The organism is Flavobacterium pectinovorum, assembly GCF_900142715.1.
In the GTDB taxonomy this organism is placed as follows: Bacteria; Bacteroidota; Bacteroidia; order Flavobacteriales; family Flavobacteriaceae; genus Flavobacterium; species Flavobacterium pectinovorum.
In genome coordinates this window covers 165090-191666 of record NZ_FRBX01000006.1, presented here as the reverse complement: position 1 = coordinate 191666, position 26577 = coordinate 165090, and the positions used below count along the sequence as shown (strand labels likewise).

Sequence of the window (26577 nt, the reverse complement as noted above, 5' to 3'; positions counted from 1 at the left end):
AAACCAAGTTTTTTTATTTAATTTCCTGACAAAGCTCTACCAAAACGCCATTTGTATTCTTCGGATGCAAAAAAACAACCCATTTATTATCGGCACCTTTTTTAGGAACCTCATTAATCAGCACAAAACCTTCGCTTTTTAACCGTTCTATTTCTGCAGAAATATCATCAACATCAAAAGCAATATGATGAATTCCTTCTCCTTTTTTTTCCAAAAACTTCGCAATCGGACTTTCTGGATTTGTCGCCATCAAAAGTTCAATTTTATTGGTTCCCGTTTGAAAAAAAGAAGTTAAAACGCCTTCACTTTGTACTTCTTCTGATTTATAAGAAGGAACACCTAATAATTTTTCGAACAAAATATTTGACTCCTCAATGTTTTTGACTGCAATTCCTATATGTTCAATTTTATTTACCATTTGCTTTTATTATTGATTAATATAAGTATTAAAATAACCGCATTCCGAAATCACATCCTGATAATATTTAGTATCAGAATAATCCTTTTTCAAGGTTTTAAACCCATTCCAGGCGATAAAATTAACTTTGTCATCCTGAATTTCCCACCAGCTGTTTACGCTATTGTATTTAGTGTTGTAATATTCGTTGCGCTCGCATTTTGCCAGCATGTAAATACATTTTGCTTTTTGTTCTTTTGTCGTTGCCGCTTCTAATGCTTTTTGATAATACATTTTCGGCACATCACAATTTGTAATCATTTTTTTCATCGAATCTCTAAATGAATACGGACTTGAACCGTAACCTACAATGCTTATTTCATAGAAAGTTCTTCCATTTCCAAAATGTGTGATATTATAAAAAGCATTTCCTAACAATAAACTATTTGTATAAACATCTTCTTTTTGAGCCAGTTTATCCTGCATTTCTTTTATTGTAGTTAGAAAATCCAATTGAGAATATTTCTTTTTTTGATAAGCCGAATGATCACAATCGTGGCAATCTTTTATATTTCCGTTAAACGGATTTCCTAAAAATTGATAATACTGAACAGAATCCGTTTGCTGAATAAAACCAATTGCTTCTGGGATTTTATTTTTAAAAGTTGCCTGAACTGCCTGAAAATTGCTAATATCTTTTACTTTCAAACTATAAATTCCTGCGGCTATTTTTTCGATTTCTGTTTTATCTGTTTTAGTCAAAAACGCTTTCATATCCAGTAAATTCTTTTCATTGTCATAAAAAGAATTTCCGCGACCCCAATAATTATCGGGAGTATCACCAAATAATTCTGCCATAACCGGATTTGATTTTGCTCTGTAAAGTGATGCTAAATAATTTTTACTCCACTGCGCAGCATTTTGATAACGAAACTCCTGCCCTTTATATGTTTTTGGCAGCTCCTGATAAAGCCAGTTCAAATCTGTTAAAATTGTTTTTTCGTTTTTATCTGTAAGTTTATCGATCTTGCTCATATTGTTTACAAAACGAAGTAATCTTAACTGAAGTTTTGCCAACTCTGTATTAGGCATTGTTTTTTCCGCTTTGTCAAAGTTAGTTTCTGCTGTTGCATAATCACCTTTTAACGTTTGCAAATATCCTAACGAAATATCCCATAAATAAGGCTTATTGCTGTTTCCTGCCGCAGCAATTTTAGCTACTACATCAAAGGCAGTTTTATCAATTTTACTTTTATTCAGCTCTTTATTTTCGGCAACGGTTTGCTTTTTTGCCGGAAGATTATCTTTGGCACTTTCTTCAAACGAATTATTAATGCTTTGCTCCTGCCCGTTTACCAATCGGGTTAACAAATAATTCAAATGCTCACTTTTTGGATCAAGTTCATAAATTTTAGCGATCGCTTTCTTTTCATCTTTATAAAATCCATGAATTGCCCAAAGTGCTGCTTTTTCACTATTATTTTTAGCCAAAAACAACGATTTATTCCAATCGGCATCATTTTGTGGGTGAAAACTGTAAGCCGTAACAATTCTCAATTCCGGACATTTATCAAACACTTGTGCATATAAACAATTAGATTCTGAATATTTTTTCTGTTTATGTTTTATTCCCGCAACGTATGAAAGCCCACGATAATACAATACATTTTTAGGAACTGATTTTTCTGTTTTATTAAAAAAATCAATCGCTTTTTGTTTGTTGCTGCTATAGAAATAGGCTTTCATGGCAAGAAACCAATACCTGTTTTGCAAAAACATATCTTTACTTGTATTGTAAACATTTTCAATAGACTGAATCATTTTAAAATCATTGAAAGTTTTAGCCACAACCGGATCATAACTCCAATAATCTTCTCCAATAGAAACGGTTTCTATTTTTTGCGCCAAATACAAAAATTCGATAAAGCTCTTCACTTTATCATCTTTCAAATTGATTTTCTTTCCCCATTTTAAAGAAGTCGGATTGTCTTTTTTAGTTTTCAAAAAAACATGAAGCTGCGTGATATCGGTTTTATTCTGAGGCGTTTTTTTCTCAGATGAATACATTGGCGTTTCTTCCCCAATCAAAAAATAGCTTACTGTTGAAGCATCTACTTTTCCCTTTAAATAATTTTCCCAGTCTGATTTTATATCTTCATTAAATCTCGAATTATGCTGTGTATCAAAACCAATTCCGTAAAAAATATCTCCCGATAAAAAAAGTGGCGTATATGATTTATCCGTAAAAGTTTCAGGCGTAAAATTGGAGTTGTAACTAAAAAAATCCCAGTCGTCTCCACCAGCGCAGGCATAAATTATTCCGTAAACAAAAAGGAAAGAAGCACTAGAAATAAGAAACAACTTGTTTAAAAATATTCTTTTCATAGGTTTTTATATTGAATTCATCTAAATCGTAAAAAATAATTTCGTTTGGTCTCTGAGCTAAATTTCCATCCAACTCTTGTGCCATTTCTTTTAAATCTTCTGCAGAAATGGCTTCTATTTTGAGTTTATCGTTTTCTTCGTAAAAAATGCCATTTTTATAATTTGATTTTTTCACTTTAAAGAATATCGCATCAATCTGCTCGAAGTTTTTATCTTTTTTAAGTTCGCTTACATTTAATTTGGAACGTAAACCTATCACTTTTTCATCGCGAATATGAACTCCCCAGGAATATATTGGTAAAGCAAAATCAAGATGCAACGGATACTTTTTTAAACTTTTAAGATACTTTTCGGCAATTTTAGAACTGTAAATAGAATTTTCCGCATCGGGCGCAATTGAACCCATATTATAGTACATTAAAACTCCGGAATCTACATTTGGAATTTTGGTCTTTTTGAAATATTTAACCTGATGCAATCGTATTGTTGCGGAGAGTTTTTTATGCGAAAGTTTTTTAAATCGCTCAATAAACTTCAAGTAATTACCTTTACTTTCAAGCGTCCAGTCGCAATCTATTTGAATTTCCTGAGATGCAATTTTGTTTTTTGCATTTATTTCTTCAACCAAACTAAAAGTTTTTTGAGCTAAATCTTCAATATCAAGATTGGTTTGCAGCATGACTTTATTTTTGATAAAAACAACCGGAACAACTTCAAAGCCGTCCATATTTTCCTGAAAATGTATCGGACTTATCGGAATTGGCTCTTTGGATTCGGGATGTAAACCAATATCAAAATAGCGAATATAAAGCTTCGTGACGTTATTTTCTCTTAAAACCTCTTTCTCGGTTTCAGACAATTTGAAGATAGTTTTCCAATAATAAAAAGATACAATTGGCTCTTTTGTTTTGCTACAGGAAACAAGCAGTAAAAACACAAAACCAATTAAAATATTATTTTTCAAACCAATTAAATTAAATGCAGATTCAAAAGTAAGAAATTATAATCCGGTTTCTGAATCGAACTTCAAAAAAACAAGAAAAACTGAAAGGTGGAATTCCTAATAAATAGATAAAAAATTTCGATTAAAGCAAATATAATCGTTATTTTGTGCAATCAAATTTAAAACAGTTATGTTGAAAAACAACTTCAAATATATTCCATTTCTATTCGTATTGTTAATGATGAGCTGCGCCAAAAGAGGCAGCATTACCGGTGGATTAAAAGACACTTTGGCGCCTGTGCTAAGCTCAAGTTCACCTAAAAACTTCAATACTAATTTTAAAGGAGATCAAATCGTCTTAAATTTTGATGAATATGTTAAGCTTAAAAACCTTAACAAACAGCTTGTTATTTCGCCACCAATGAAACACGAGCCTCTTATTACGCCAACAAATGTCAGCAAAGTTTTAACGATAAAAATCAAAGACACTTTAGAACCTAATACAACATACAGTTTTAATTTCGGGCAAAGTATTACAGACAATAATGAAGGTAATGCGATGAACCAATTTAAATACATTTTTTCGACAGGACCTTACATCGATTCGCTTTCTATTGGCGGTATTGTTAAAGATGCTTACGAAAAAAATGTCGATAATTTTGTTTCGGTAATGCTATATGAAGTAAATGACAAATACAAAGATTCTGTAGTTTATAAAGATCTTCCAAGATATATTACAAATACTTTAGATAGTTTGAGAACCTTTAAACTTGAAAATTTAAAAGCAGGAAAATATCTTTTGGTAGCCATGAAAGATAAAGGCAGCAACAATAAATTTAATCCTAAAGATGATAAAATTGGGTTTATAAAACATTTTATTACTGTACCAAATGACACGCTGTTTGAATTAGAATTATTTAAAGAAACATTACCTCTAAAAACTTTAAAACCAATACAAGCTTCTGGAAACAGGTTGTTTTTACCGTATGAAGGAAAACAGAATTTCAAACTTTCCCAGCCAAAAATTGTTCTTAAAAACAATGATGAAATACTGGAAACTATTGTAACACAATTTCCTAAAAAAGATTCTTTGCAGGTTTGGTATAAACCTCTAAAAGCAGATTCGTTACAGCTGGAAGTAACAAAAGAGAATTACAATAAAAAATTTACTTTTAAAATTAAGGATCAAAAGAAAGACACTTTAAATATAACAGCAGTACAAAACGGGGTTATTAATTTTAGAGACAGATTTACTTTAGAAACTGCAACGCCATTAGTAAAATTTGATAAGTCGAAAATTAAACTAATCAATAAAGATTCGCTTGACTTAGATTTTACGACAGAATACAATGAACTCGAGCAAAAATTATATGTTGATTTTAAGAAAGAACCATTAGAAAAATACAAGTTTACTTTTCTACCGGGTGCTCTGACTGATTTTTACGATAACGTAAACGACACTTTATCGTATAAACTAACAACCAAGGAATATGCTGACTATGGAAATTTGGTTTTGAATTTGAAAAATGTAAAAAGGTTTCCAATTATTGCTGAAATAACTAATAAAAAAGGAGATGTTGTATTGGCCAGCGACTATTCTGAAGGCAATACAAAAATTCAATTTGACTTATTGCAGCCGGAATCATTTACGTTGCGAATAACGTATGATGATAATAAAAACAAAATATACGATTCAGGTAATTTCTTAAATAAAACCTATGCTGAGGAAGTATTTTATTATCAAAAAGAAATCGATGTTCGAACCAATTGGGACGTTGATGAAACTATCGATTTAAGTATTCCGTATAATCCTGAAGTCGATAAAAAAGAAACCGACAAGAAGAAAAAAGAAGAACAGAAAAAGAAAAAAGCGTTCTAAATTAAACTATTCAGCCTAGCAGAAATTTGACACGGATTTCACGAATTAGCACGAATACAAAATAAACTGATTTTAATTTCACCAAAAACATTCACAATGTAATTTGTGCAAATTTGTGTAATTCGTGTTTATTTTTATTTAAATCCTGTATTAATTTACTTAAGCTAAATAGTTAGCTAAATTTTAATTTCGAAAGTATCTTTATCACTTAGAAAATCTAGTTTTTTTCTAGTTTCCACCATAACATTTTTATCCAATTCGACCACAAAAACACCTTCAGTTTCTTGTGGTTCGAGGATATAATTTCCTAAAAAATCAACTACTTGAGAATGTCCGATATGTTCATAATTATTGGCATCGAAACCTATTCTGTTTACGCCAACAACATAACTCAGGTTTTCTACAGCGCGCGCTTTTAGCAAAATATCCCAGGCATTTGTGCGCACTTTTGGCCAGTTGGCCACATATATAAGCAAATCGTAGTTTTCTACATTTCGTGCAAAAACCGGAAATCTTAAGTCGTAACAAACCTGCAGGCAAATTTTCCAGCCCAAATAATCAACAATCACTTTTTCGGTTCCGGCAGTATAGGTTTTGTCTTCTCCGGCGAGTGTAAACAAATGTCTTTTATTGTAATATTGAATTTCTCCGGAAGGAAAAACAAAGAACATTCTGTTATAAAACTGTTCATTTTCGGTGATTACCAAACTTCCTGTAATCGCGCAATTTTTCTGTTTTGCCATTGTCTGCATCCACAAAATAGTTTCTCCCTGCATTGTTTCGGCTACAGCCAAAGCATTCATGGTGAATCCGGTAGAAAACATTTCGGGCAAAACGATCAAATTAACTTCTGAATCAATTTGATTTATTTTCGATTCGAAAGCATTTCTATTTTTAGAAACATCTTCCCAATAAAGATCTGATTGTATAAGTGCGATTTTCATAATTCAAAAATACGAATTTTAATATGAAAATTATTTTTTGCAGAAAAAGCATATTCTGCAAAATTTTCTCAAAACACCGCTAAAAATCACACTTCTTTTCGAAATTAAAAATAGTACGGTAAAAAATATTGCAAAAAAAATGCATTTTATGCAAAAAAAATGCAAGTGTGAAAAATATTTATATATATTTGAACCTCAATACAAAACCAAAAAAAACAACTAACCAAAAAAAATTATGAAAACAAGGCTAATTTCATTAGTGTTTATCGGAGGAATCATCTTCTCCGCAAACGCCAAAGAGATTGCAATAAAAAAGCATCTTTTTGAACAACAAAGCAATCAGGTTGAAATCTCGGGTCAGATTTTAGGCCAGGATGACGGTCTGCCAATTGCGGGAGCTACTATTTATGCAGAAAGCAATAATAAAATTGCAACAATATCAGACGAAAACGGAAAATTTAAATTAACTGTTCCGGAAAACGAAGCCCATATTATTGTAACGTACATGGGTTATGAAACTTTATCATTTGCTTTAATTAAAACTACAAGTTTAGTAATCAGACTAAAACCAGCAGAAAATGTTCTGGAACAAGTTTTGGTAACCGCACTTGGAGTTAAAAAAAGCAGTAAATCTGTCGCATATGCTGTAACAGAACTTAAAGGAACTGAGTTTACAAAAGCAAAAGAAACAAATATAGCCAATGCATTAGTTGGAAAAATTGCCGGTGTAAACGTAAGCAGCACTGCAACAGGACCAAACGGATCGAGCAGAGTTGTGATTCGTGGAAACGGATCTTTAAACGGAAATAACCAACCGATGTATGTGGTAAATGATTTGCCTATTGATAATACGCAATTGAATTTACCGGGAATTGGAAACGGAGCCGGATCAACAAGAATAAATGTGGACCGAGGCGACGGAACTTCGGTTATAAATCCCGATGATATTAAAACTATTACTGTTCTTAAAGGTGGAACGGCTGCAGCTCTTTACGGCGCAAATGCTGCAAATGGTGTAATTTTGATCCAGACGAAAAGAGGTGCTGCACAACAAGGAATTGGTGTTGAGTACAATAGTTCTTTTACTTTTGAAACGCCATCTATTACTCCGGATTGGCAATATGAATATGGTTCCGGAGCAAATGGTCTAAAGCCAACAACTCAAGCCGAAGCCATTGCTGCCGGACGCTGGTCATGGGGTGCAAAAATGGACGGAAGTAATGTTATTCAATTTGATGGTGTTGCGAGACCTTATGTAGCACAAAAAGATAATATCAAAAATTTCTATAAAACAGGAACAACTTTTATCAATTCGATTGCTTTATCTGGTGGAAATGAAAAAGCTACAGGACGTCTTTCGTTTTCGAATATGGATAATGAAAGTGTTTTACCAAACTCAGGATTTAACCGCAAAACGCTGAACATTGCCGGGAATGTTAACTTAACAGACTGGTTAAAGTTTGATGTTGTAACACAATATAATTTAGAAAAATCAGAAAACAGACCTACCGTTTCTGATGCTGAAGCAAATGCCAACTGGGGAACTTACATGATTGCAAACACTGTCGACATTAGAAATCTTGCCCCGGGCTATGATGCAAATGGTGTTGAAGAAGCATGGAACCCGGTTGCCGTTGCTACAAACCCTTATTTTGTGGTAAATAAAATTAAAAACCGCGATACTAAAAACCGTTTCATCGGAATGGTAAACGTGAAATTGAATTTTACCCGTGATTTATTCCTTCAAGGGCGAATTGGTCAGGATTATACCGATTATGATTTCTTCGGATACATCCCAAAAACAACTTTAAACAATCCGGTTGGATATGCGCAGGGTTCACGAATGAAATTATCCAACTTAAACTCAGAAGCAATTCTTAATTACACTAAGAAAAACATTTACAAAGAATTCTCATTAAACGCATTAGTTGGGGTTAATTCAAGAACAACGCTTAGGGACGAAACTAAAGTAGAAGGATCAAATTTTGTACTGGATGATTTTTATGCTTTGAGCAATTTATCGACTTTGGCTTATAGTTATCCTTACGGGAAAACAAAAACTAACTCTGTTTATGGCGCTGTCGATTTAGATTATAAAAACATTGTTTTCTTAAACTTTACAGGTCGTCAGGATTGGTTTTCGACTTTATCCGCAGAAAACAATACGGTGTTTTATCCGTCTGTGGGAACAAGTATCATTGTTTCGGATATTATTACAATGCCTGAATTTGTTTCATTTGCAAAACTTAGAACTTCCTGGGCCGAGGTTGGTGGCGCAACTCCTGATCCGTACGCATTAAATCAATCATACTCCATGATTCAGGGAGGACACAACGGTCAGCAATTGCAAGGCCCTACAAGTTCAAGAGTTCCAAACTCAACTTTAAGTCCGTTAACTTCTACAACATTTGAAATTGGAACTGATTTAGGTTTTTTTAATAATCGCTTAAATGTAGATTTTGCATGGTACAATCGTGCCACTACAAATGATATTGTCGAAACTACAATTTCAACAGCTTCAGGAGCAAATACAGCTTTGTTGAACCTTGGAAAAATGAGAAACAAAGGTGTTGAACTTTTGCTTACCGGAAAAATCATCAACAATAAAAACTTTTCGTGGGATGCTACTTTCAACGGATCATACAATAAAAATACTGTTGAAGCACTTACAGATCAGCTAAACTCGATTACAATGGCAACTTCTGTAAACGGTTACGTAACAATTGCAAGTGATGTTGGTCGCCCATACAGTATCATAAAAGGATACAAACCTCGTGTTGATGCAGATGGAAATACAGTTTATAACGTAAGTGGCGGTTCTGCAACTATAGCACAAGGTCCACTTGAAGAATTAGGTCAGGGAGTTCATCCTTGGGGAGCAGGAATTAGCAATGAATTCAAATATAAAAATATCTCATTCAGCTTTTTAATTGATGGAAAATTCGGCGGAAGCTTATACTCCGGAACTGATTTGTACGGAACTCGTATGGGTTTAACCAAACTAACGCTTGAGGGTCGTGAAAGCGGTTTGCCAATTTCCGGAGTTGACACAAACGGAAACCCGGTAAATATGGTTATTGCTCCTGAAAATTTGAGAACCTATTATGACGGTTTAAGAAACATTTCATCCACTTTTGTTTATGATGCAAGTTTTATCAAACTGAGACAAATTATTTTGGGTTATTCGTTGCCAATTGAAAAAATAAAAGGTTTGTCTAAACTTCAGGGCGCTTCTCTTTCATTCGTAGCAAGAAACTTATTCATTCTTTACAAGAAAACACCAAACGTAGATCCGGAATCTGTATTTAGTGCCGGAAATGCTCAGGGTGTTGAACAATTTGGAGTGCCAAAAACAAGAAGTTTCGGTTTAAGTTTAAACGTTAAATTCTAAAATTAAAAGACATGAAAAAGATAACCATTTTATATATCACAGGCGTACTTTTAGCTAGTATGACAAGCTGTACCAAAGATTTTGAGGAAATAAATACGAACCCGAATGTTGTCGAAAAACCAAACCCGAATTTTATTTTCAGTAAATCTATTTTAGACGGCTTAAACAATAATTATTTTGCTACCAATATTTTGGAATGCGGCGGAATGTTGCAGCATTATGCGACTTACAAAGAAGCATCCGGAGTTGGAGATAAATATTTGAGCAATGAAGTTTATTTTTCGGCTTATTTCAATCAGGTTTATCCAACGGCTTTAAATGAAACCGAAATTGTAATTGATGCCGTAAAAGACAATGCAAACGACAGCAATAAACTGAGTGTTGCCAGAATCTGGAAAGCATATTTGTATCACAGAATTACAGATTTATACGGAGATATTCCGTACACGGAAGCTGCAAAAGCAAACAGCACGCAAATATTTCTGCCAAAATACGATACACAGGAATTCATTTATAAAGATTTATTGAAAGAATTAGACGAAGCTGCTTTGGCATTAGATCCGGCAAAACCAACTTTTGGAAATGCCGATTTTATCTACAACGGCGATGTGGCAAAATGGAAAAAATTCTCGTATTCGCTAATGCTTCGTTTGGCAATGCGATTAACAAAAGTTGATCCGGCATTGGCACAAACCTGGGCAAATAAAGCAATCGCCGGCGGTGTAATTTTGAATACTGCCGACAATGCCATTATGAAATATACAGACGGTCCAAATGATATCAACAGAAATCCGGTTGGTTTTGATTCGAGAAAACAAGATTTTACCGCAGGATCTTTTGGACAGAAAAATGTGGAAGGCGGAAAATTATCCAAAACATTTATAGATTTACTTCAGGCGACTGCAGATCCAAGAATTAGTGTTTATGCAGGCGTTTGGGAAGGAACGGTACAAAACACAAGTCTTGCGGTACAAAAAGGTTTTCCGAACGGAACAAAAATAGCACCAACACCAATAGAACAAGCGACTTATTCTGAACCAAATCAAAGTACGGTTTTTAAATATGATGCGCCAATTATGATTTTAAGCAATGCCGAAACTAATTTTCTGTTAGCCGAAGCTGCTGCAAGAGGCTGGTACACCGGAGAAACCGATCAGGCTTTATATGAAAAAGGTGTAAAAGCTTCATTTTTAAACATGGGAATTTACGGAACAGCGTACACAATTGCAGATGCAACGCCTTATTTAACATCAAATCCATTCAACGCCGCCGGGTCTTTTGAAGATAAAATGAATCAAATTCATACTCAAATCTGGATTGCCCTTTTTGTAGACGAGCAGGAAGTTTATGCCAATTGGAGAAGAACTGGATATCCGGTTTTAGTTCCGGTAAACTTTCCCGGAAATGTTACAAACGGCACAATTCCAAGACGTTTCAGATATCCAACCAGCGAATATTCAGTCAATTCAGCTAACTTAGCAGAAGCGGTTAAACGCCAAGGCGAAGATAATTTCACGACAAGAATTTGGTGGGATAAATAATAGTAAATGTTTTTTGCAAATAATTCAACAAATAAGTTGGCTGCTAAAAAAGTATAATCCCTACGGGATATTTCCAGGGTATGCCTTTCGTTATTCTACCAATATTTAACTCCTAACGGAGTAATAAAAAATATCTCGGAGAGATTACATATTGGTAGAAATTAATTTATTTGTGCCATTTTTTTGTCCAGTAGGGACTACAAACTTGAATTAATTTAAAGACATAAAACATAGTTTCAAAGATTTTTAATTTTTAATTCTCAATTTTTAATTAAAAGAATAAATGAGCATATTAATTCTTACGGCATGCATTGCATTTTTGATCCTTCAAATTGCCTGGTTTAAAATCAATCCGTTTATTGCCTTTATCATAACAGCTTTACTGGCAGGTCTTTTTTTAGGTCTGCCAATAAACGCCTTATCGCAAACGGTACAAAAAGGTTTGGGCGAAATGTTGGGTTCGATTACACTGATTATCGTTTTCGGAACCTGCATTGGTAAACTTACCGTTTCATCGGGCGCAGCCAATGTTATTGCAAAAACAGTTATGGGATGGACAGGCGAAAAATATGTCCGCTTAGGCTTAATGATTACCGGATTTATTGTTGGGATACCACTGTTTTATAGTGTTGGATTTGTTTTGTTAGTACCTTTAATCTTTTCAGTAGCCCGCCAATTTAAACTATCAAAAGTATATCTGGGAATCCCTATGCTTGCGTCACTTTCAGTTGCGCACGGTTTTTTGCCTCCACATCCGTCTCCAATGGCGTTAAGCAGTATTTTAAATGCTGATATTGGTCTCGTTTTAGTTTACGGAATCATCATCGCCGTTCCAACAATATTTATTGCGGGATTATTATTTTCGAATTTGCTCAAAAACATCAAAACAGAATCAGATCATGAAATTTTAAATGTTGAAGAAGTCGTAAACGCAGGAAAACAACCGAGCTTTTCTGTTAGTTTATTTTCTGCCTTATTTCCCGTTTTCGGATTAACGATAACTTCGATATTGCCTTTACTTTCAGATAATGAAACGTTAGTAAACATTTGCAAAACAGTTGGCGAACCCAGTATAATCATGCTGATTTCCTTGCTTATTTGTACTTATACTTTAGGAATCAGAATGAACCGAAGCTTAGCATCTGTAATGGATGATTATGCCGTTGCCATAAAAGATGTTGCGCTAATTGTTTTAATTGTTGGCGGCGCCGGAAGTCTGAAAGAAGTAATGATCGTAAGCGGTGTCAACGAAACTATTGTTTCAACATTAACCCAAATCAATATTCATCCCTATTTACTGGCCTGGATTATGGCGGCAATTATCAGGGTTTGTGTAGGTTCTGCAACCGCAGCGGGATTAATGACTGCCAGCGTTTTATTACCTTTATTACAAACTAATAATCTCGACCCCAACTTATTAGTTTTATCGGTTGGAGCAGGAAGTTTGATGTGCTCGCATGTAAACGATCCGGGTTTCTGGATGTTCAAAGAATATTTTAATATCAGCCTGAAAGATACTTTTAAATCATGGACCGTAATGGAATCCTTGGTATCTGTTTTGGGAATTGTTTTCGTTTTTATTTTAAACTCTATAATACATTAATATCATGAATTTATTGCCTCAGGAAAAATTTGAAACCCTTGGCTTATCATTACCGCCAGCGCCTCAACCTCTTGGTATATATAAACCTTATTTAGTCGACGGAAAGTATTTGTACCTTTCTGGTCATGGTCCGGTGCGCGACGACAAATCCCTGATTATCGGAAGAATTGGCGACGATATGGATATCGAAGAAGGAAAACTGGCCGCAAGACAAGTCGGCTTAACCATGCTTTCGACAATTGTAACCAATTTTGGAAGTCTGAACAAAGTAAAAAGAGTTATAAAAGTATTGGGAATGGTGAATTGCAACGGCGATTTCCTTAGACATCCCTACGTTATAAACGGCTGCAGCGAATTATTCGCCGAAGTTTGGGGACAAGAAAACGGAATCGGCGTAAGAAGCGCCGTAGGAATGGGATCTTTACCGGACAACATTCCTGTTGAAGTTGAAGCTGTTTTCGAATTATATTAGATTTAAAGAATTTAGCCCACAGATTTTACGGATTAAACAGATTCGCACAGATTCAATATTTTCGCCACGAATTCACTAATTTTTACTAATTATTGCCTTAAACTAATTCGTGAATTCGTGGCGAAAAAAATCATTTTAATCAATACAATCTGTGGCAAAAACAAAAAATATGAATACAAATACATCACAAACAAGAATTGCAACTTTCGGAGAATTATTACTTCGGATGAATGTTGCAGATGGAAATCGTTTTACGCAGGCCAGTGATATTAAAGTTCATGTTGGCGGAGCCGAAGCTAATGTTTGTGTATTACTTTCTCAACTCGGCATTCAAACCGATTATATTACGAGATTACCGGAGAATGATTTGGCACAACTGGCCTTAAACGAATTGCAGAAATACAAAGTAAACACTTCAAAATGTGTTTATGGCGGAGAACGTTTGGGATTGTATTTTGTCGAAGCCGGAAACCAAATCAGACAGTCGCAGGTTATTTACGACCGAAGCAATTCGTCTTTTGCAACCATTCAGAAAGATCAGATTAACTGGGATTTGGCTTTCGCCGATGTAACTCATTTTCACTGGTCTGGAATAAGTCCGGGCGTTTCAAACGAAGCTGGTTTGGTTTGTAAAGAAGCCATTCTTTCGGCACATAAAAAAGGATTGCCCATTTCTTCCGATTTTAATTATCGTTCGAAATTATGGCAATACGGAAAACATCCTTCAGAAATTATGCCCGATTTACTTCAATACAGTACCATAACCGTTGCAGATTTAGACGCGATAGAAATTTACTTCGGAATAAAAACCGATAAAAATGAATCGGATGCAAATCGTTTCAGGAAAACATTTGAGTTATTAAAAGAAAAAATGCCTTATCTGAAAACCCTCGCCATGAGTTTTAGAAAATCAGACGGACTGGCGCATTTATACAAAGGAATGTTGTTTCACGAAGACAATTTTTACGAAACAAAAGAATACAAAATACATCTGGTAACCGATCAAATTGGTTCTGGAGATGCGTTCAACGCAGGATTATTATACGGATTATCAAACAAATTATCTGCACAGGAATGTATCGACTGGGCAACGGCCTGCGGCGTAATCAAACAAAGTATTCACGGAGATTTTGCCATGAGCAATCCAACAGAAATAAGTCATTTTATTGCAAATGGCGCGAGTAACAGAATCAATAGATAAAATTATATTTAAGCATATGTACAGCATTTTAAAAGCACAAGGCGTACTTCCGTTAGTAACACAAATCAACATCGAAACAGCCAAAATTGTGCTGCAGTCCGCCGCAGATGCCGGTATAAAAATTATCGAATTTGCTGCTCGTGCAGATAATGCTAAAGAGGTTTTCACTCAAATGGTTGCCTTTAAAAAAGCAAATAATTTAGAGGTAAAAATTGCCGTTGGTTCTATTTTAAGCGTTGACGATGCTGAAACATTTCATCAATTGGGCGCAGATTGTATCGTTTGTCCGCATACCGATCCTGAAATTGGCAATTATTGTTTAAAAAATAATATTTACTGGATTCCCGGCGCAGCAACTTTAAACGAAATATTGCATGCCAATAAATTAGGTGCCGATGTTGTCAAACTTTTTCCTGCAGATAAAATTGGCGGACCCGGTTATGTGAAAGCAATTCGAGCCCCGTTTCCGAATTTAAGAATAATGCCAACCGGAGGCGTAACATTAGAAGAAAGCAATTTGAAATCATGGTTCAAATCCGGCGTTGTTTGTGTTGGAATTGGTTCTAATTTATTTTCGAAAGAAATGCTTTTGAATTTAACTTATGAAGAATCGCTTCAGGCTTTTCAAAATTTAATTGAAGTGGTAGAAAAAACAAGAAACTAGATTATGCAAAAAAATTGGTGGAAAATTAATTCCGAAACTCGTCCCGACACTCCATTTTTGGCCGTTTACGAAGATCGTATCCGGTTTAATCTCGAACGCCTAATTGGGGCAGTAAACGGCGACACTCAAAAATTAAGGCCTCACATCAAAACACATAAAATAGGCGAAATTCTGGAGTTGTTTAAAATTTACAACATCAAAAAAGTAAAATGCGCCACGATTGCCGAAGCCGAACTTTCTGCCATACATGAAATTCCGGACGTGCTTCTCGCCTATCAGCCTGTTGGTGCAAAAAAAGAAAGATGGGTTTCGTTACTTCAAAAATATCCAAATATTCAATTTTCGACTATTGTCGACAATTTAGAATCGGCGAAAGCCTTAAATCAAATTGCTGAAAAAAATAACCTGATTCTAAATATTTTTCTCGATCTAAATACGGGAATGAACAGAACGGGAATTTCAATTTCTGATAAATGGATTGATTTAGCTTCTGAAATTATTACATTAAAAAACATTCATTTTGAAGGTTTTCATATTTACGACGGTCACATAAAAGGAACTGTTGATGAACGAAATATTCAAGCTTCAAACTCCTTTTCAATTATTAAAAAAGAGATTGAAATACTTCAGCAAAAAACAGATTACGAATTAAAAATCGTTGCCGGAGGATCGAATACATTTCCGTTTTATGCCACTCAGGAAAATGCAGAATCCAGTCCGGGAACTTTTGTTTTTTGGGATTCTAATTATCAGACCAATTTACCCGAACAGGAATTTAAACCCGCTTTGGTTATTGTAGGAACGGTGATTTCAAAACCAACAAATACAACGCTTTGTGTTGATATTGGATACAAAGCCGTTTCATCAGAAAACCCGATCGATAAAAGATTAGTGATTTTAAATGATGAAAATTTAATTCCGATTTCGCATTCAGAAGAACATTTGATTGTAGAAAATCGGGGAAAAAATCAATATAAAATTGGCGATACCGTTTATGCCCAGCCGTATCATGTTTGCCCAACCTGCGCACTTTACGATTCGGTTCAGGTCATCAACAAAGAACATCAAATTTGCGATCAATGGCTGGTTGTCGCGCGAAGCAGAAAAATTAATATCTAGCAGCAGAAAAAGGAGAATAAAGATAAAAAGAATAGAAAATAGAGCAAAGAAGAAAGAGAATAGACCTCATAATAACACTTGTAGAGAACCTCTGAGCCTTTGGACCTTTGTGCCTTAAAAAAAATACTATGTTTATAATAGACGCCCATTTAGACCTGAGCATGAATGCGATGGAATGGAATCGAGATTTAAGAAATGACGTTCCCACCTTGCGCCATCTCGAAAAAGGAATGACGGATAAACCAGATCGCGAACGTGCCACGGTTTCGTTTCCGGATTTGCGACGCGGCAATATCGGAATTGTAGTCGCCACGCAAATTGCAAGATTTGTAAAACCCGACAGTATTATTCCGGGTTGGAATTCTCCTGAACAAGCCTGGGCGCAAACGCAAGGCCAACTTTCGTGGTATAAAGCAATGGAAGAAGCTGGAGAAATTACAGCGATTACCGATAAAAAATCACTCCAAAAACAAATTGATTTATGGAATGACGGAACTCCAAACGATAAAAAACCTATTGGTTATATTTTGAGTTTGGAAGGCGCGGATTCTATTATTGATATTTCGTATTTAGAAAAAGCATACCATTACGGATTACGCGCCATTGGTCCGGCACATTACGGACCGGGACGCTACGCAAACGGAACAGATGCAACGGGAAAAATGAATCAAAACGGTCTTGATTTATTGAAGGAAATGGAACGTTTGAATATTATTCTGGATGCAACACATTTGTGCGACGATGCTTTCTGGCAGGCTTTAGACCATTATAACGGACCAGTTTGGGCAAGTCATAACAATTGCAGAAGTCTGGTTGATCACAACCGTCAATATAGCGACGAAATGATCAAAGCTTTGATTTCGAGAGGAGCCGTTATTGGTGGAGCTTTAGATGCCTGGATGTTGGTTCCGAATTGGGAAAGAGGCGTTTCTACACCTTTGGGAATGAAGTGCGATCTTGAAACTGTTTTCAAACACATGGATCACATTTGTCAACTGGCCGGAAATGCAAATCATATTGGCGTAGGTTCAGATTTGGATGGCGCTTTTGGAACAGAACAGTCTCCGTATGATTTAAATACGATAGCCGATTTGCAAAAATTGGTTTTAATTTTTAAAGACAACGGATATTCTGATGAAGATTTAAATAAAATCTTTCACCAGAACTGGATTAATTTTTTAATGAAAAACTGGGATTAAGTAATAGACAGTCTACGAGGAATATCAAACTTATTTTTTACCACGAATTTCTCTAATTTTTATTTTGAAACTGCTTAAAAAACTAACCGCAAATTTCACAGATTTACACAAATTTTTTAATCTGTACAATAAAAATAATTCGCGGTAATTCGAGAAATTCGTGGCAAACTTTTTATATTATTTTGGCTTGTTATTCACAATGGATAGTAATATTAAATAAAAACTAAACTTGGAACTGCCTTTTTATAAGCTTGTAATTTTGCGTCGTTAGGATCAACTTCCGTGACAACGTAATCAACTTCAGATAAATTGGCAATTTTCATTTTTAGAACCGTGTCGAGTTTTTCAGAAATAGTCAAAATCGCTGTTTTTTCAGAAGCCTGAATCATTGCTTTTTTTACCTGAACGGTTTCCCAGTCAGAATCTGAGAATCCGCCTTCGATATCCAAAGCATTGGTTCCTAAGATTAATAAATCGACTTTAATATTTGCCAATTGATTATAAACATCGCCACTCACACACATTTGACTGTAAGATGAAATGCTGCCGCCAATCATGATGATTTTCACATTGGGTTTGTCCAGAAGTTCAACCGCAGATAAAACAGTAACAGTAAAAATAGTAAGATTTAAATCATTAGGAATTAAGCGAATGAATTCACGAATTGTAGTTCCGCCGCCAATTAATAAAACCATGCCGTCATGAAGTAAACCTAGCGTTTTTTGTGCAATAATTTGTTTTGATTCGCCTGCATACGTTTGATTGGATGAAGAATGATGGTACGCTTTTGTCATCGCACCGCCTTTTACCTTAATCAATAAAGATTCTGATTCAAGTTCATTAATATCACGTCTGACAGTATCTTCTGAAACAAATAATTTAGCCGAAAGTGTTTCAAAACTTACGCGGGTATGCAAGTTAATCTCTTTTAAAATAAGATTTTTACGTTCTTCCTTGCTATAATTTACCACTTCATTATCGTTATTCATGCGAATTCTTTTTTTGAACAAATGTAAACAATAAATGCAATATTCTTGCGAATCAAATTATAACACAACGTAATAAAAAAGTTAACACACCTAATTTAAAGACTTTTATAACAAATTAAGTATTGCAAAAAAAATGCAACTTTATGTGACAAAACCTAAATTTGTTTAACAAACCAAAAAAGCAACCATGCAAAAAAGTATATTTCTCTTTTTGATATTCTGTTATTCGTTCGGAAATGCTCAAATTGCTTCTAATAACAATTCGATAATTCCTGCTCCAAATTTCTATAAAGCAACCGGAGATAGTATTTTTTTAAACGGACAAATAAAAGTTGTTTTTGAAAAGAATAAGTTTAGTGCGAAAGAATTAAAAACAGCACAGATTTTTGAATCGGCCATCAACAAAAATGTGTCCTCGAAAAAGAGCAATATTGACGTTTTGTTTATTACTCAAAATCCGTCTTCATCTTTAAAAAAAGAGGCTTATAAAATCAATATTTCGGCTAAAAAGATCATCGTTACCGGAAGTGAAGAAGGATTATTTTATGCTGTTCAGAGTTTAATGCAGCTTTTGCCCAACAAATTTAAAAATCAGGAAATAAAATTGCCTTGCATTACTATCGAAGACGAGCCGAGATACAGCTACCGCGGGCTTCATCTTGATGTTTGCCGTCATTTTTTTACTACTGATGTTATAAAAGATTTTATTGCACAAATGTCCAGTTATAAACTAAATAACTTTCATTGGCATTTAACCGACGATCAGGGCTGGCGAATTGAGATCAAAAAGTATCCAAAATTAACCGAAGTCGGATCTAAAAGAGCACAGACTTTAGTTGGAAATAAATTTGAAAGATCACCCTATTTTTTTGACGGAAATCCGTACGGAGGATTTTATACTCAGGAAGAAATTAAGGACGTTGTAAAGTTTGCCGAAGAACATTATGTAAACATTATTCCGGAAATCGAAATGCCCGGTCATGCAACTGCCGCTGTAACGGCTTATCCAAATTTATCATGTTTTCCAGACAGAAATTATAAAGTTGTAGAATATTGGGGTGTTTTTGAAGATATTTTCTGTGCGGGAAAAGAGGAAACTTTTATTTTTCTGGAAGATGTTTTGACAGAAGTTATGGCTTTGTTTCCGAGTAAATATATTCATATCGGTGGAGACGAATGTCCAAAAACAAGATGGAAAGAATGTCCGAATTGCCAAAAGCGAATCAAAGATTTAGGTTTGAAAAACGAACATGAATTACAAAGCTATTTAACCACACGAATTGAAAAATTCCTAAACGCAAACGGAAGACAAATTCTGGGTTGGGATGAAATGCTCGAAGGCGGACTCACTCCAAACGCGGCCGTAATGTCCTGGCGAGGAGAAGCGGGCGGAATTAGCGCCGCAAGACAAAAACACAACGTAATTATGAATCCGGAACAGGTTTTATATCTGGATTATAATCAAGGATATTCACCTAACGAACCTTTAACAATTGGAAGATTAACGACTGTTGAAAAAATATACAATTACAATCCAACTCCGATTGATAGTTTAACTGTTGAGGAACAAAAATATATTATGGGCGTTCAGTCTAATCTTTGGTCGGAATATTTGACGAGTCCGGCGAAATTAAATTATATGCTTTATCCGAGAATGTTTGCTTTATCAGAAATTGCGTGGACTGAACCTCAAAACAAAAACTATAATAATTTTGTTTTAGATAGAATTCCGCATCATTTAGAAAAATTAGATGCGCAAAAAAGATTGTATAAAGTTCCAACGCCTTTTGGAGCTAATGAAACGGCATTAATTGCATCAGAATATGTTTTAGACCTGAAACCAACCATCAAAAATGGACAGATTTTCTATACAATCGACGGTTATAATCCGGATGAAACCGCAGAACTTTACACAAAACCCTTAACGATAAATATTCCGAAAGGAGAATATCGAATTATAAAAATTGTTCAGATTAATTCGGGTGGACGAAGAAGTTCTATCAATAAAATAGTAGTTCGAAATCCGGATCTGAAATCGGCTTTAAAAATAAAACCAACGAAGAAGGGTTTAAAATACGATTATTTTACCGGAACTTTATTTCAGCAGGTTCAGGATTTAGAATTGGCAAAACCTGTTAATTCAGGCATTTTTGAAGGCGCAATAAGCAGCGAAAAATGGAAGTCAAAAACAGAGCGTTATATCGGCTTAAAATTCGACGGATATATCTATATTCCGGAAACGGCAAATTATACAATTTCAACGCTTTCAGATGACGGATCGAAGCTTTTTGTCGACAATGAATTAGTTGTCAATAATGATGGCATTCATTGGTTGAATGAAGCTTACGGAGCAGTGAAACTCGAAAAAGGGTTTCACAAAATTAATATCAGCTATTTTGATCAAATTGGAGGAACTACTTTAAGCTGTTTTATGCAGCAGGAAGGAAAAGAAAAACAGGAAATTAGTGCTTCGCAATTGTATTATGAATAAGAGTATAAAAAAACGCATTCAACTTAATGAATGCGTTTTTTATTATTTAAAAACTATTTCTTAAAATTATCCTTTTAAGCTTGCAGATAAATATTCACGGTTCATACGTGCGATATTTTCAAGAGAAATTCCTTTCGGACATTCTACTTCGCAAGCTCCGGTGTTGGTACAGTTACCAAAACCTTCGTGATCCATTTGGTGTACCATGTTTAATACACGATCAACAGCTTCAATTTTACCTTGTGGTAATAAAGCATATTGAGATACTTTTGCAGCAACAAACAACATTGCCGATGAGTTTTTACAAGTTGCAACACAAGCTCCACAACCAATACAAGCAGCAGCATCAAATGATTTATCTGCATCATGTTTGTTAATCGGAATTGTATTTGCATCGATTGTATTTCCTGAAGTGTTTACCGAGATAAATCCACCAGCGTGCTGAATTCTGTCGAAAGAACTTCTGTCAACAACTAAATCTTTAATTACCGGAAAAGCTTTTGCTCTAAATGGCTCGATAAAAATCGTGTCGCCATCTTTAAACATACGCATGTGCAATTGACAAGTTGTAACTCCTCTGTCTGGTCCGTGTGCTTCTCCATTGATGAATAAAGAACACATTCCGCAAATTCCTTCACGACAATCGTGGTCAAATGCTACTGGCTCTTCTCCTTTGTTGATTAATTGTTCGTTAAGAACGTCAAGCATTTCAAGGAAAGACATATCTGGTTCGATTCCGTCGATTGGATATTCAACGATTCCTCCTTTATCCTGGGCGTTTTTCTGACGCCATATTTTTAATGTAAGTTTCATTTTCTATAAGTATTAAGTATTAAGAAATAAGTATTTAGACTTTTTCAGAATACTATTTATAACTACGCTGTACTAATTTAATATTTTCGTAAACCAGAGGTTCTTTGTGTAATACGGCATCGCTTGGTTTTCCTTTGTATTCCCAGGCTGCAACGTATGCAAAGTTTTCGTCATCACGAAGTGCTTCTCCTTCTTCTGTTTGGTATTCTTCACGGAAGTGACCTCCACAAGATTCATTACGGTGCAATGCATCTTTTGCGAACAATTCTCCTAACTCTAAGAAATCGGCAACACGTGTTGCTTTCTCTAATTCCTGATTAAATTCGTTAGCGCTTCCAGGAACTTTTACATCTTTATAAAACTCTTCACGTAAAGCGGCAATTTCTTCGATAGCTTCGGCTAAACCTTTAGCATTACGAGCCATACCTACTTTATCCCACATGATTTTTCCTAATTTCTTGTGGAAATAATCTACAGAATGAGTTCCTTTATTATTGATAAATCTGTCGATTTGATCTTTTACTTCTTTTTCTGCTGCTACGAATTCTGGTAAATCTGTAGAAATTTCTCCCATTTTAATATCCGGAGCTAAATAATCTCCAATAGTATAAGGAAGAACAAAATATCCATCAGCTAAACCTTGCATCAAAGCAGAGGCTCCAAGTCTGTTTGCTCCGTGATCAGAGAAGTTAGATTCTCCAATTGAGAAACATCCCGGAATTGTAGTCATTAAGTTATAATCAACCCAAGTTCCACCCATTGTGTAGTGAACCGCAGGGTAAATCATCATTGGCGTTGTATAAGGATCTTCGTCAACGATTTTGTAATACATCTGGAACAAGTTTCCGTATTTACTTTTTACGATTTCAGCTCCTAATTTAGTTACCAATGTAGCATCATTAGCATCTAAACCTTTTACAAAAGCTTCTTCAGTTCCGTAACGTTTGATCGCCGCAGCGAAGTCTAAGTAAACAGCTTCTCCTGTTTTGTTAACTCCAAAACCGGCATCACATCTTTCTTTTGCAGCACGAGATGCCACATCACGAGGTACTAAGTTACCAAAAGCAGGATATCTTCTTTCTAAGAAATAATCTCTTTCAGCTTCAGATAAATCAGTTGCTTTTTTCTTTCCTTCACGGATAGCTTTTGCATCTTCTAGTTTTGCAGGAACCCAAATACGACCGTCATTACGTAACGATTCAGACATCAAAGTCAATTTTGACTGGTGATCTCCCGAAACCGGAATACATGTTGGGTGAATTTGTGTGTAACAAGGATTTGCGAAAAACGCTCCTTTTTTATGAATTTTCCAAGCTGCTGTTGCGTTACTTCCCATAGCATTTGTTGACAAGAAAAATACGTTTCCGTATCCTCCAGAACCAACTACTACTGCGTGAGCAGAATGTCTTTCTATTTCTCCTGTAATTAAGTTACGAGCGATAATACCTCTCGCTTTTCCGTTCACGATTACTATGTCCAGCATTTCGTGACGGTTGTACATTTTTATTTTTCCACGACCAATCTGACGGTTCATTGCAGAATAAGCTCCTAACAATAATTGTTGTCCGGTTTGTCCTTGTGCATAAAAAGTACGGGAAACCAAAGTTCCTCCAAAAGAACGGTTATCTAAAAGTCCGCCATATTCACGAGCCAATGGAACTCCTTGAGCCACACACTGGTCAATAATATTAGCAGAAACTTCAGCCAAACGGTGAACATTTGCTTCACGCGCACGGTAGTCACCCCCTTTTACAGTATCGTAGAACAATCTGTAAACAGAGTCACCATCCCCTTTATAATTTTTTGCTGCATTGATTCCCCCTTGTGCTGCAATAGAGTGCGCACGTCTTGGTGAATCCTGAAAGCAGAAAGCTTTTACGTTATATCCCTGCTCAGCCAAAGTAGCCGCAGCCGAACCTCCAGCCAAACCTGTACCAACAATGATAATATCTAAATTACGTTTGTTAGCAGGATTTACTAAATTAATATGATCTTTATAATCTGTCCATTTGTCCGATATTGGGCCGTGTGGAATTTTTGAATCTAATGCCATTATAATTTATATTAATTATTGAAATGATGAAATAATGCGATAATTACGAAAGCAGCCGGTACTACAACAGCGAACCAGTAACCTACTTTTGCTAAAAATCTTGAGTATTTGTTGTGCATTCCCACTGATTGAAGAGAAGATGCAAATCCATGCCAAAGGTGAAAACCTAATAACACAAAAGAAATACAATACAATCCTGTGCGAATTGGATCGTGAAATTTATGAACTAACTCCCCATAATATCTTGTAGCATCAGGTGCCGTTCCGTTTACATATTTATAAGCAACTTCAGGAAACCAAAAATCATAAAAGTGCAATCCTAAGAAAGCTAAAATAACCAATCCGGAAATAATCATATTTCTAGAACTCCATGAAGCATTTGCAGCTCCGTTGTAATTTGCGTAAGCAATTGGTCTAGCAGCTCTATTTTGAGCAGTAAGTACAAATCCCATAACAAAATGGAAAATTACTCCGAATGCCAAAACAGGTTGCATTACATATTGAATTAGCGGATTGTAACCCATAAAATGAGAAGCTTCGTTAAAAACATCTTCACTAAGAATAGAAATGAAATTTAAGGTAACATGCAGCGCTAAAAACGTGATTAAGAATATTCCCGAAAGAGCCATAGCCACTTTCTTTAAGATGGAAGCATTCAATAGTGCAGATTGTGCCATAAGTGTTTAAGTAGTTTGTTTTAAAAAATTAGACAAAAATAAGTCAATTAACAAAGAACTACAACCATTTCGTTGTTATTTATAATGATTTTAAAATAGACTACGTAATACGTATTTTTACGTATATAAAATACTTAATATCAAATAATTTTATTATAAAAATCTAAAAACGCACGCTTTACAGAAATTATTTAACAGTAATAGCCGCTATCTGACTCTCACAAAACTTTATGAAATTACTATTTTAATCAAACATTTAATTTATTTTCTTCAAAAGTGCTCGCTCATCGCAATTTTATAGCCGAAAAAAATGGTCATTCCATTACATAATTTTACCTTTATCAGCTTCAAAAAAAATCAGAATGAAAACAGGAATAGACGCTATATCATTTGATGTAGCCAACATACATTTACCCATAAAAACTTTGGCTGTTGCCAGAAATATTGAACCCGAAAAACTAGAAAAAGGTCTTGGATTAATTAAAATGACTTTACCGGACGTCCATCAGGATGCGGTTGTTTTTGGAGCAAATGCTTTAACTAAACTTATTTTTGAACACAAAATAAACCTTAACGAGATTAGCCGGATTTATGTTGGTACCGAAAGCGCCATCGATAGTTCAAAACCTATCAGTTCTTATTTAATTAATTTAATGGAACAAAAATTTGGCGAAGATTCTCTTGCAGAATGTGATGTTGTCGATTTTACTTTTGCCTGCATTGGCGGTGTTGACGCTTTGCAAAACTGCATTGATTTTGTAAAACTGAATCCGACAAAAAAAGCAATTGTAGTTACGACTGATTTTGCAAAATACGATTTAAACTCAACCGGAGAATATACTCAAGGCGCCGGAGCATTGGCAATGCTAGTAACTTCGAACCCAAGGATTATTGCTTTTGATGAAAATTGGGCAACAAGTACAAAAGGAGTTTTTGACTTTTTTAAACCTTACAGAACTATATCAAAGGAAACGATTACAAAAAACAGAAATAACGATCCGTGGTTTGATAATTTAGAAGCTGAAATTGAAGTTCATAAAGACCAGCCTGTTTTTGATGGTCAATATTCGAATCAATGTTATATGGACCGTACGCGAAATGCTTACTTCTCTTTCAAGAAATTAAAAAACACAACCGAAACTTTATACAATACCTGGAATAGTATTATCATGCACTTGCCATATTCATTTCAGGGACGCAGAATGTTGTCTGAAATTTACGCTTTAGACAGTGCAGATAAAATCATTGCAGAAAATATTGATCCCGCAGATTATCAGAATAAAATTAAAGAAGTGGGAAAATCGGATGAATACAAAAAATTTGTAACCGAGAAATTACAACCTGCAGAATTGGCTTCATCGCTAATTGGCAATCTTTATACTGGTTCCATTTTCATGGGATTATTATCGACTCTGGCACATTATTATGACACTAAAAAAGAAGTTGCCGGAACAAAATTCGGATTTCTGGCTTATGGAAGCGGATCAAAATCAAAAGTTTTTGAAGGAACAATTCAGCCAAATTGGCAATCAGCTTTAGCCAAAACCAAACTTTTTGAAAACTTAGAAGAAAGCACCGAAATTGGTTTTGAAACTTATGAAAGTCTTCATAAAAAAGAACAAAAACAAAGTGTTCGAATTCCTAAAAACGAATGGGTTTTGGATCGTATCGAAAAAGAAATTCCTAATTTAATTGGGGCGAGATATTATAAATGGGTTGATTAAGAAATTTCAATTTTTTAATCCCGATAGCTATCGGGACCAAATTCCAATTTAATAAATGCGCAAAACCTTTGTCAAAGTTTAAAACTTTGACA

19 protein-coding genes are annotated in these 26577 nt (G+C 35.0%); 11 read left to right on the top strand and 8 right to left on the bottom strand.

Annotated elements, in window-relative coordinates; genetic code table 11:
• Positions 1–13: 13 nt before the first annotated feature.
• From mce to BUE22_RS19505, 3 genes are read right to left on the bottom strand one after another with little or no spacing between them, the layout of a single operon-like run.
• Positions 14–418 (bottom strand): methylmalonyl-CoA epimerase, encoded by a 405-nt coding sequence (mce, locus tag BUE22_RS19515; RefSeq protein WP_073397574.1) that lies wholly within the window; start codon positions 416–418, stop codon positions 14–16.
• Positions 419–427: 9 nt separating this feature from the next.
• On the bottom strand, positions 428–2782 hold the full coding sequence (locus BUE22_RS19510) for a hypothetical protein (protein WP_073397572.1): 2355 nt from the start codon (positions 2780–2782) through the stop codon (positions 428–430).
• The gene (locus BUE22_RS19505) at positions 2742–3746 is read right to left on the bottom strand and encodes a hypothetical protein (protein ID WP_243396850.1); all 1005 of its coding nucleotides are present in this window, start codon (positions 3744–3746) and stop codon (positions 2742–2744) included. Before BUE22_RS19505 ends, BUE22_RS19510 begins: the two co-directional genes overlap by 41 nt.
• Positions 3747–3915: 169 nt before the next feature.
• On the opposite strand from BUE22_RS19505, the gene BUE22_RS19500 reads away from it, so the two are divergent.
• Positions 3916–5604, top strand: a complete 1689-nt coding sequence (locus BUE22_RS19500; RefSeq protein WP_073397570.1) for an Ig-like domain-containing domain — start codon at positions 3916–3918, stop codon at positions 5602–5604.
• Positions 5605–5780: 176 nt separating this feature from the next.
• On the opposite strand, the gene BUE22_RS19495 is transcribed toward BUE22_RS19500, so the two are convergent.
• The gene (locus BUE22_RS19495) at positions 5781–6548 is read right to left on the bottom strand and encodes a nitrilase family protein (protein ID WP_073397568.1); all 768 of its coding nucleotides are present in this window, start codon (positions 6546–6548) and stop codon (positions 5781–5783) included.
• Positions 6549–6783: 235 nt separating this feature from the next.
• Here BUE22_RS19495 and BUE22_RS19485 point away from each other — a divergent pair, with 235 nt between their 5' ends.
• The 8 genes from BUE22_RS19485 (at position 6784) to BUE22_RS19450 (ending at position 17738) form a co-directional block, all read left to right on the top strand.
• On the top strand, positions 6784–9939 hold the full coding sequence (locus BUE22_RS19485; protein ID WP_073397564.1) for a SusC/RagA family TonB-linked outer membrane protein: 3156 nt from the start codon (positions 6784–6786) through the stop codon (positions 9937–9939).
• 11 nt (positions 9940–9950) lie between these two features.
• Entirely contained in the window at positions 9951–11480 is a 1530-nt protein-coding gene (locus BUE22_RS19480; RefSeq protein ID WP_073397562.1) for a SusD/RagB family nutrient-binding outer membrane lipoprotein, read from the top strand.
• Between the two features lie 283 nt (positions 11481–11763).
• Positions 11764–13083 (top strand): GntP family permease, encoded by a 1320-nt coding sequence (locus BUE22_RS19475; protein WP_073397561.1) that lies wholly within the window; start codon positions 11764–11766, stop codon positions 13081–13083.
• A gap of 4 nt (positions 13084–13087) precedes the next feature.
• Complete coding sequence (locus tag BUE22_RS19470) at positions 13088–13555, top strand: RidA family protein (RefSeq protein ID WP_042565550.1); 468 nt, start codon at positions 13088–13090, stop codon at positions 13553–13555.
• A 169-nt stretch (positions 13556–13724) separates the two neighbouring features.
• Positions 13725–14756, top strand: coding sequence for a sugar kinase (locus BUE22_RS19465; RefSeq protein ID WP_073397559.1), 1032 nt, complete (start codon positions 13725–13727; stop codon positions 14754–14756).
• Between the two features lie 16 nt (positions 14757–14772).
• Positions 14773–15420: a beta/alpha barrel domain-containing protein gene (locus BUE22_RS19460; RefSeq protein WP_073397557.1), complete on the top strand. Its 648-nt coding sequence runs from the start codon at positions 14773–14775 to the stop codon at positions 15418–15420.
• A gap of 3 nt (positions 15421–15423) precedes the next feature.
• A complete protein-coding gene (locus tag BUE22_RS19455) occupies positions 15424–16539 on the top strand; it encodes a D-TA family PLP-dependent enzyme (RefSeq protein ID WP_084540293.1) in 1116 nt (371 codons plus the stop codon).
• 128 nt (positions 16540–16667) lie between these two features.
• Positions 16668–17738 (top strand): dipeptidase, encoded by a 1071-nt coding sequence (locus BUE22_RS19450; protein ID WP_073397553.1) that lies wholly within the window; start codon positions 16668–16670, stop codon positions 17736–17738.
• Positions 17739–17950: 212 nt separating this feature from the next.
• Here the strand turns inward: BUE22_RS19450 and BUE22_RS19445 are convergent, their stop codons facing one another.
• Positions 17951–18727: a DeoR/GlpR family DNA-binding transcription regulator gene (locus BUE22_RS19445; RefSeq protein ID WP_073397551.1), complete on the bottom strand. Its 777-nt coding sequence runs from the start codon at positions 18725–18727 to the stop codon at positions 17951–17953.
• Between the two features lie 187 nt (positions 18728–18914).
• Between BUE22_RS19445 and BUE22_RS19440 the strand changes: the two genes are divergently transcribed.
• The gene (locus BUE22_RS19440; protein WP_073397550.1) at positions 18915–21218 is read left to right on the top strand and encodes a family 20 glycosylhydrolase; all 2304 of its coding nucleotides are present in this window, start codon (positions 18915–18917) and stop codon (positions 21216–21218) included.
• A gap of 66 nt (positions 21219–21284) precedes the next feature.
• Here BUE22_RS19440 and BUE22_RS19435 read toward each other — a convergent pair whose 3' ends face one another.
• Genes BUE22_RS19435 through BUE22_RS19425 form a run of 3 tightly spaced genes read right to left on the bottom strand, consistent with a single transcriptional unit; the run spans position 21285 to position 24761 of the window.
• On the bottom strand, positions 21285–22031 hold the full coding sequence (locus tag BUE22_RS19435; protein ID WP_042565543.1) for a succinate dehydrogenase/fumarate reductase iron-sulfur subunit: 747 nt from the start codon (positions 22029–22031) through the stop codon (positions 21285–21287).
• 52 nt (positions 22032–22083) lie between these two features.
• Entirely contained in the window at positions 22084–24084 is a 2001-nt protein-coding gene (locus tag BUE22_RS19430; protein ID WP_073397548.1) for a fumarate reductase/succinate dehydrogenase flavoprotein subunit, read from the bottom strand.
• A gap of 11 nt (positions 24085–24095) precedes the next feature.
• The gene (locus BUE22_RS19425; RefSeq protein ID WP_073397546.1) at positions 24096–24761 is read right to left on the bottom strand and encodes a succinate dehydrogenase cytochrome b subunit; all 666 of its coding nucleotides are present in this window, start codon (positions 24759–24761) and stop codon (positions 24096–24098) included.
• A gap of 362 nt (positions 24762–25123) precedes the next feature.
• Between BUE22_RS19425 and BUE22_RS19420 the strand changes: the two genes are divergently transcribed.
• The gene (locus BUE22_RS19420) at positions 25124–26485 is read left to right on the top strand and encodes a hydroxymethylglutaryl-CoA synthase family protein (RefSeq protein WP_073397544.1); all 1362 of its coding nucleotides are present in this window, start codon (positions 25124–25126) and stop codon (positions 26483–26485) included.
• Positions 26486–26577 lie beyond the last annotated feature (92 nt).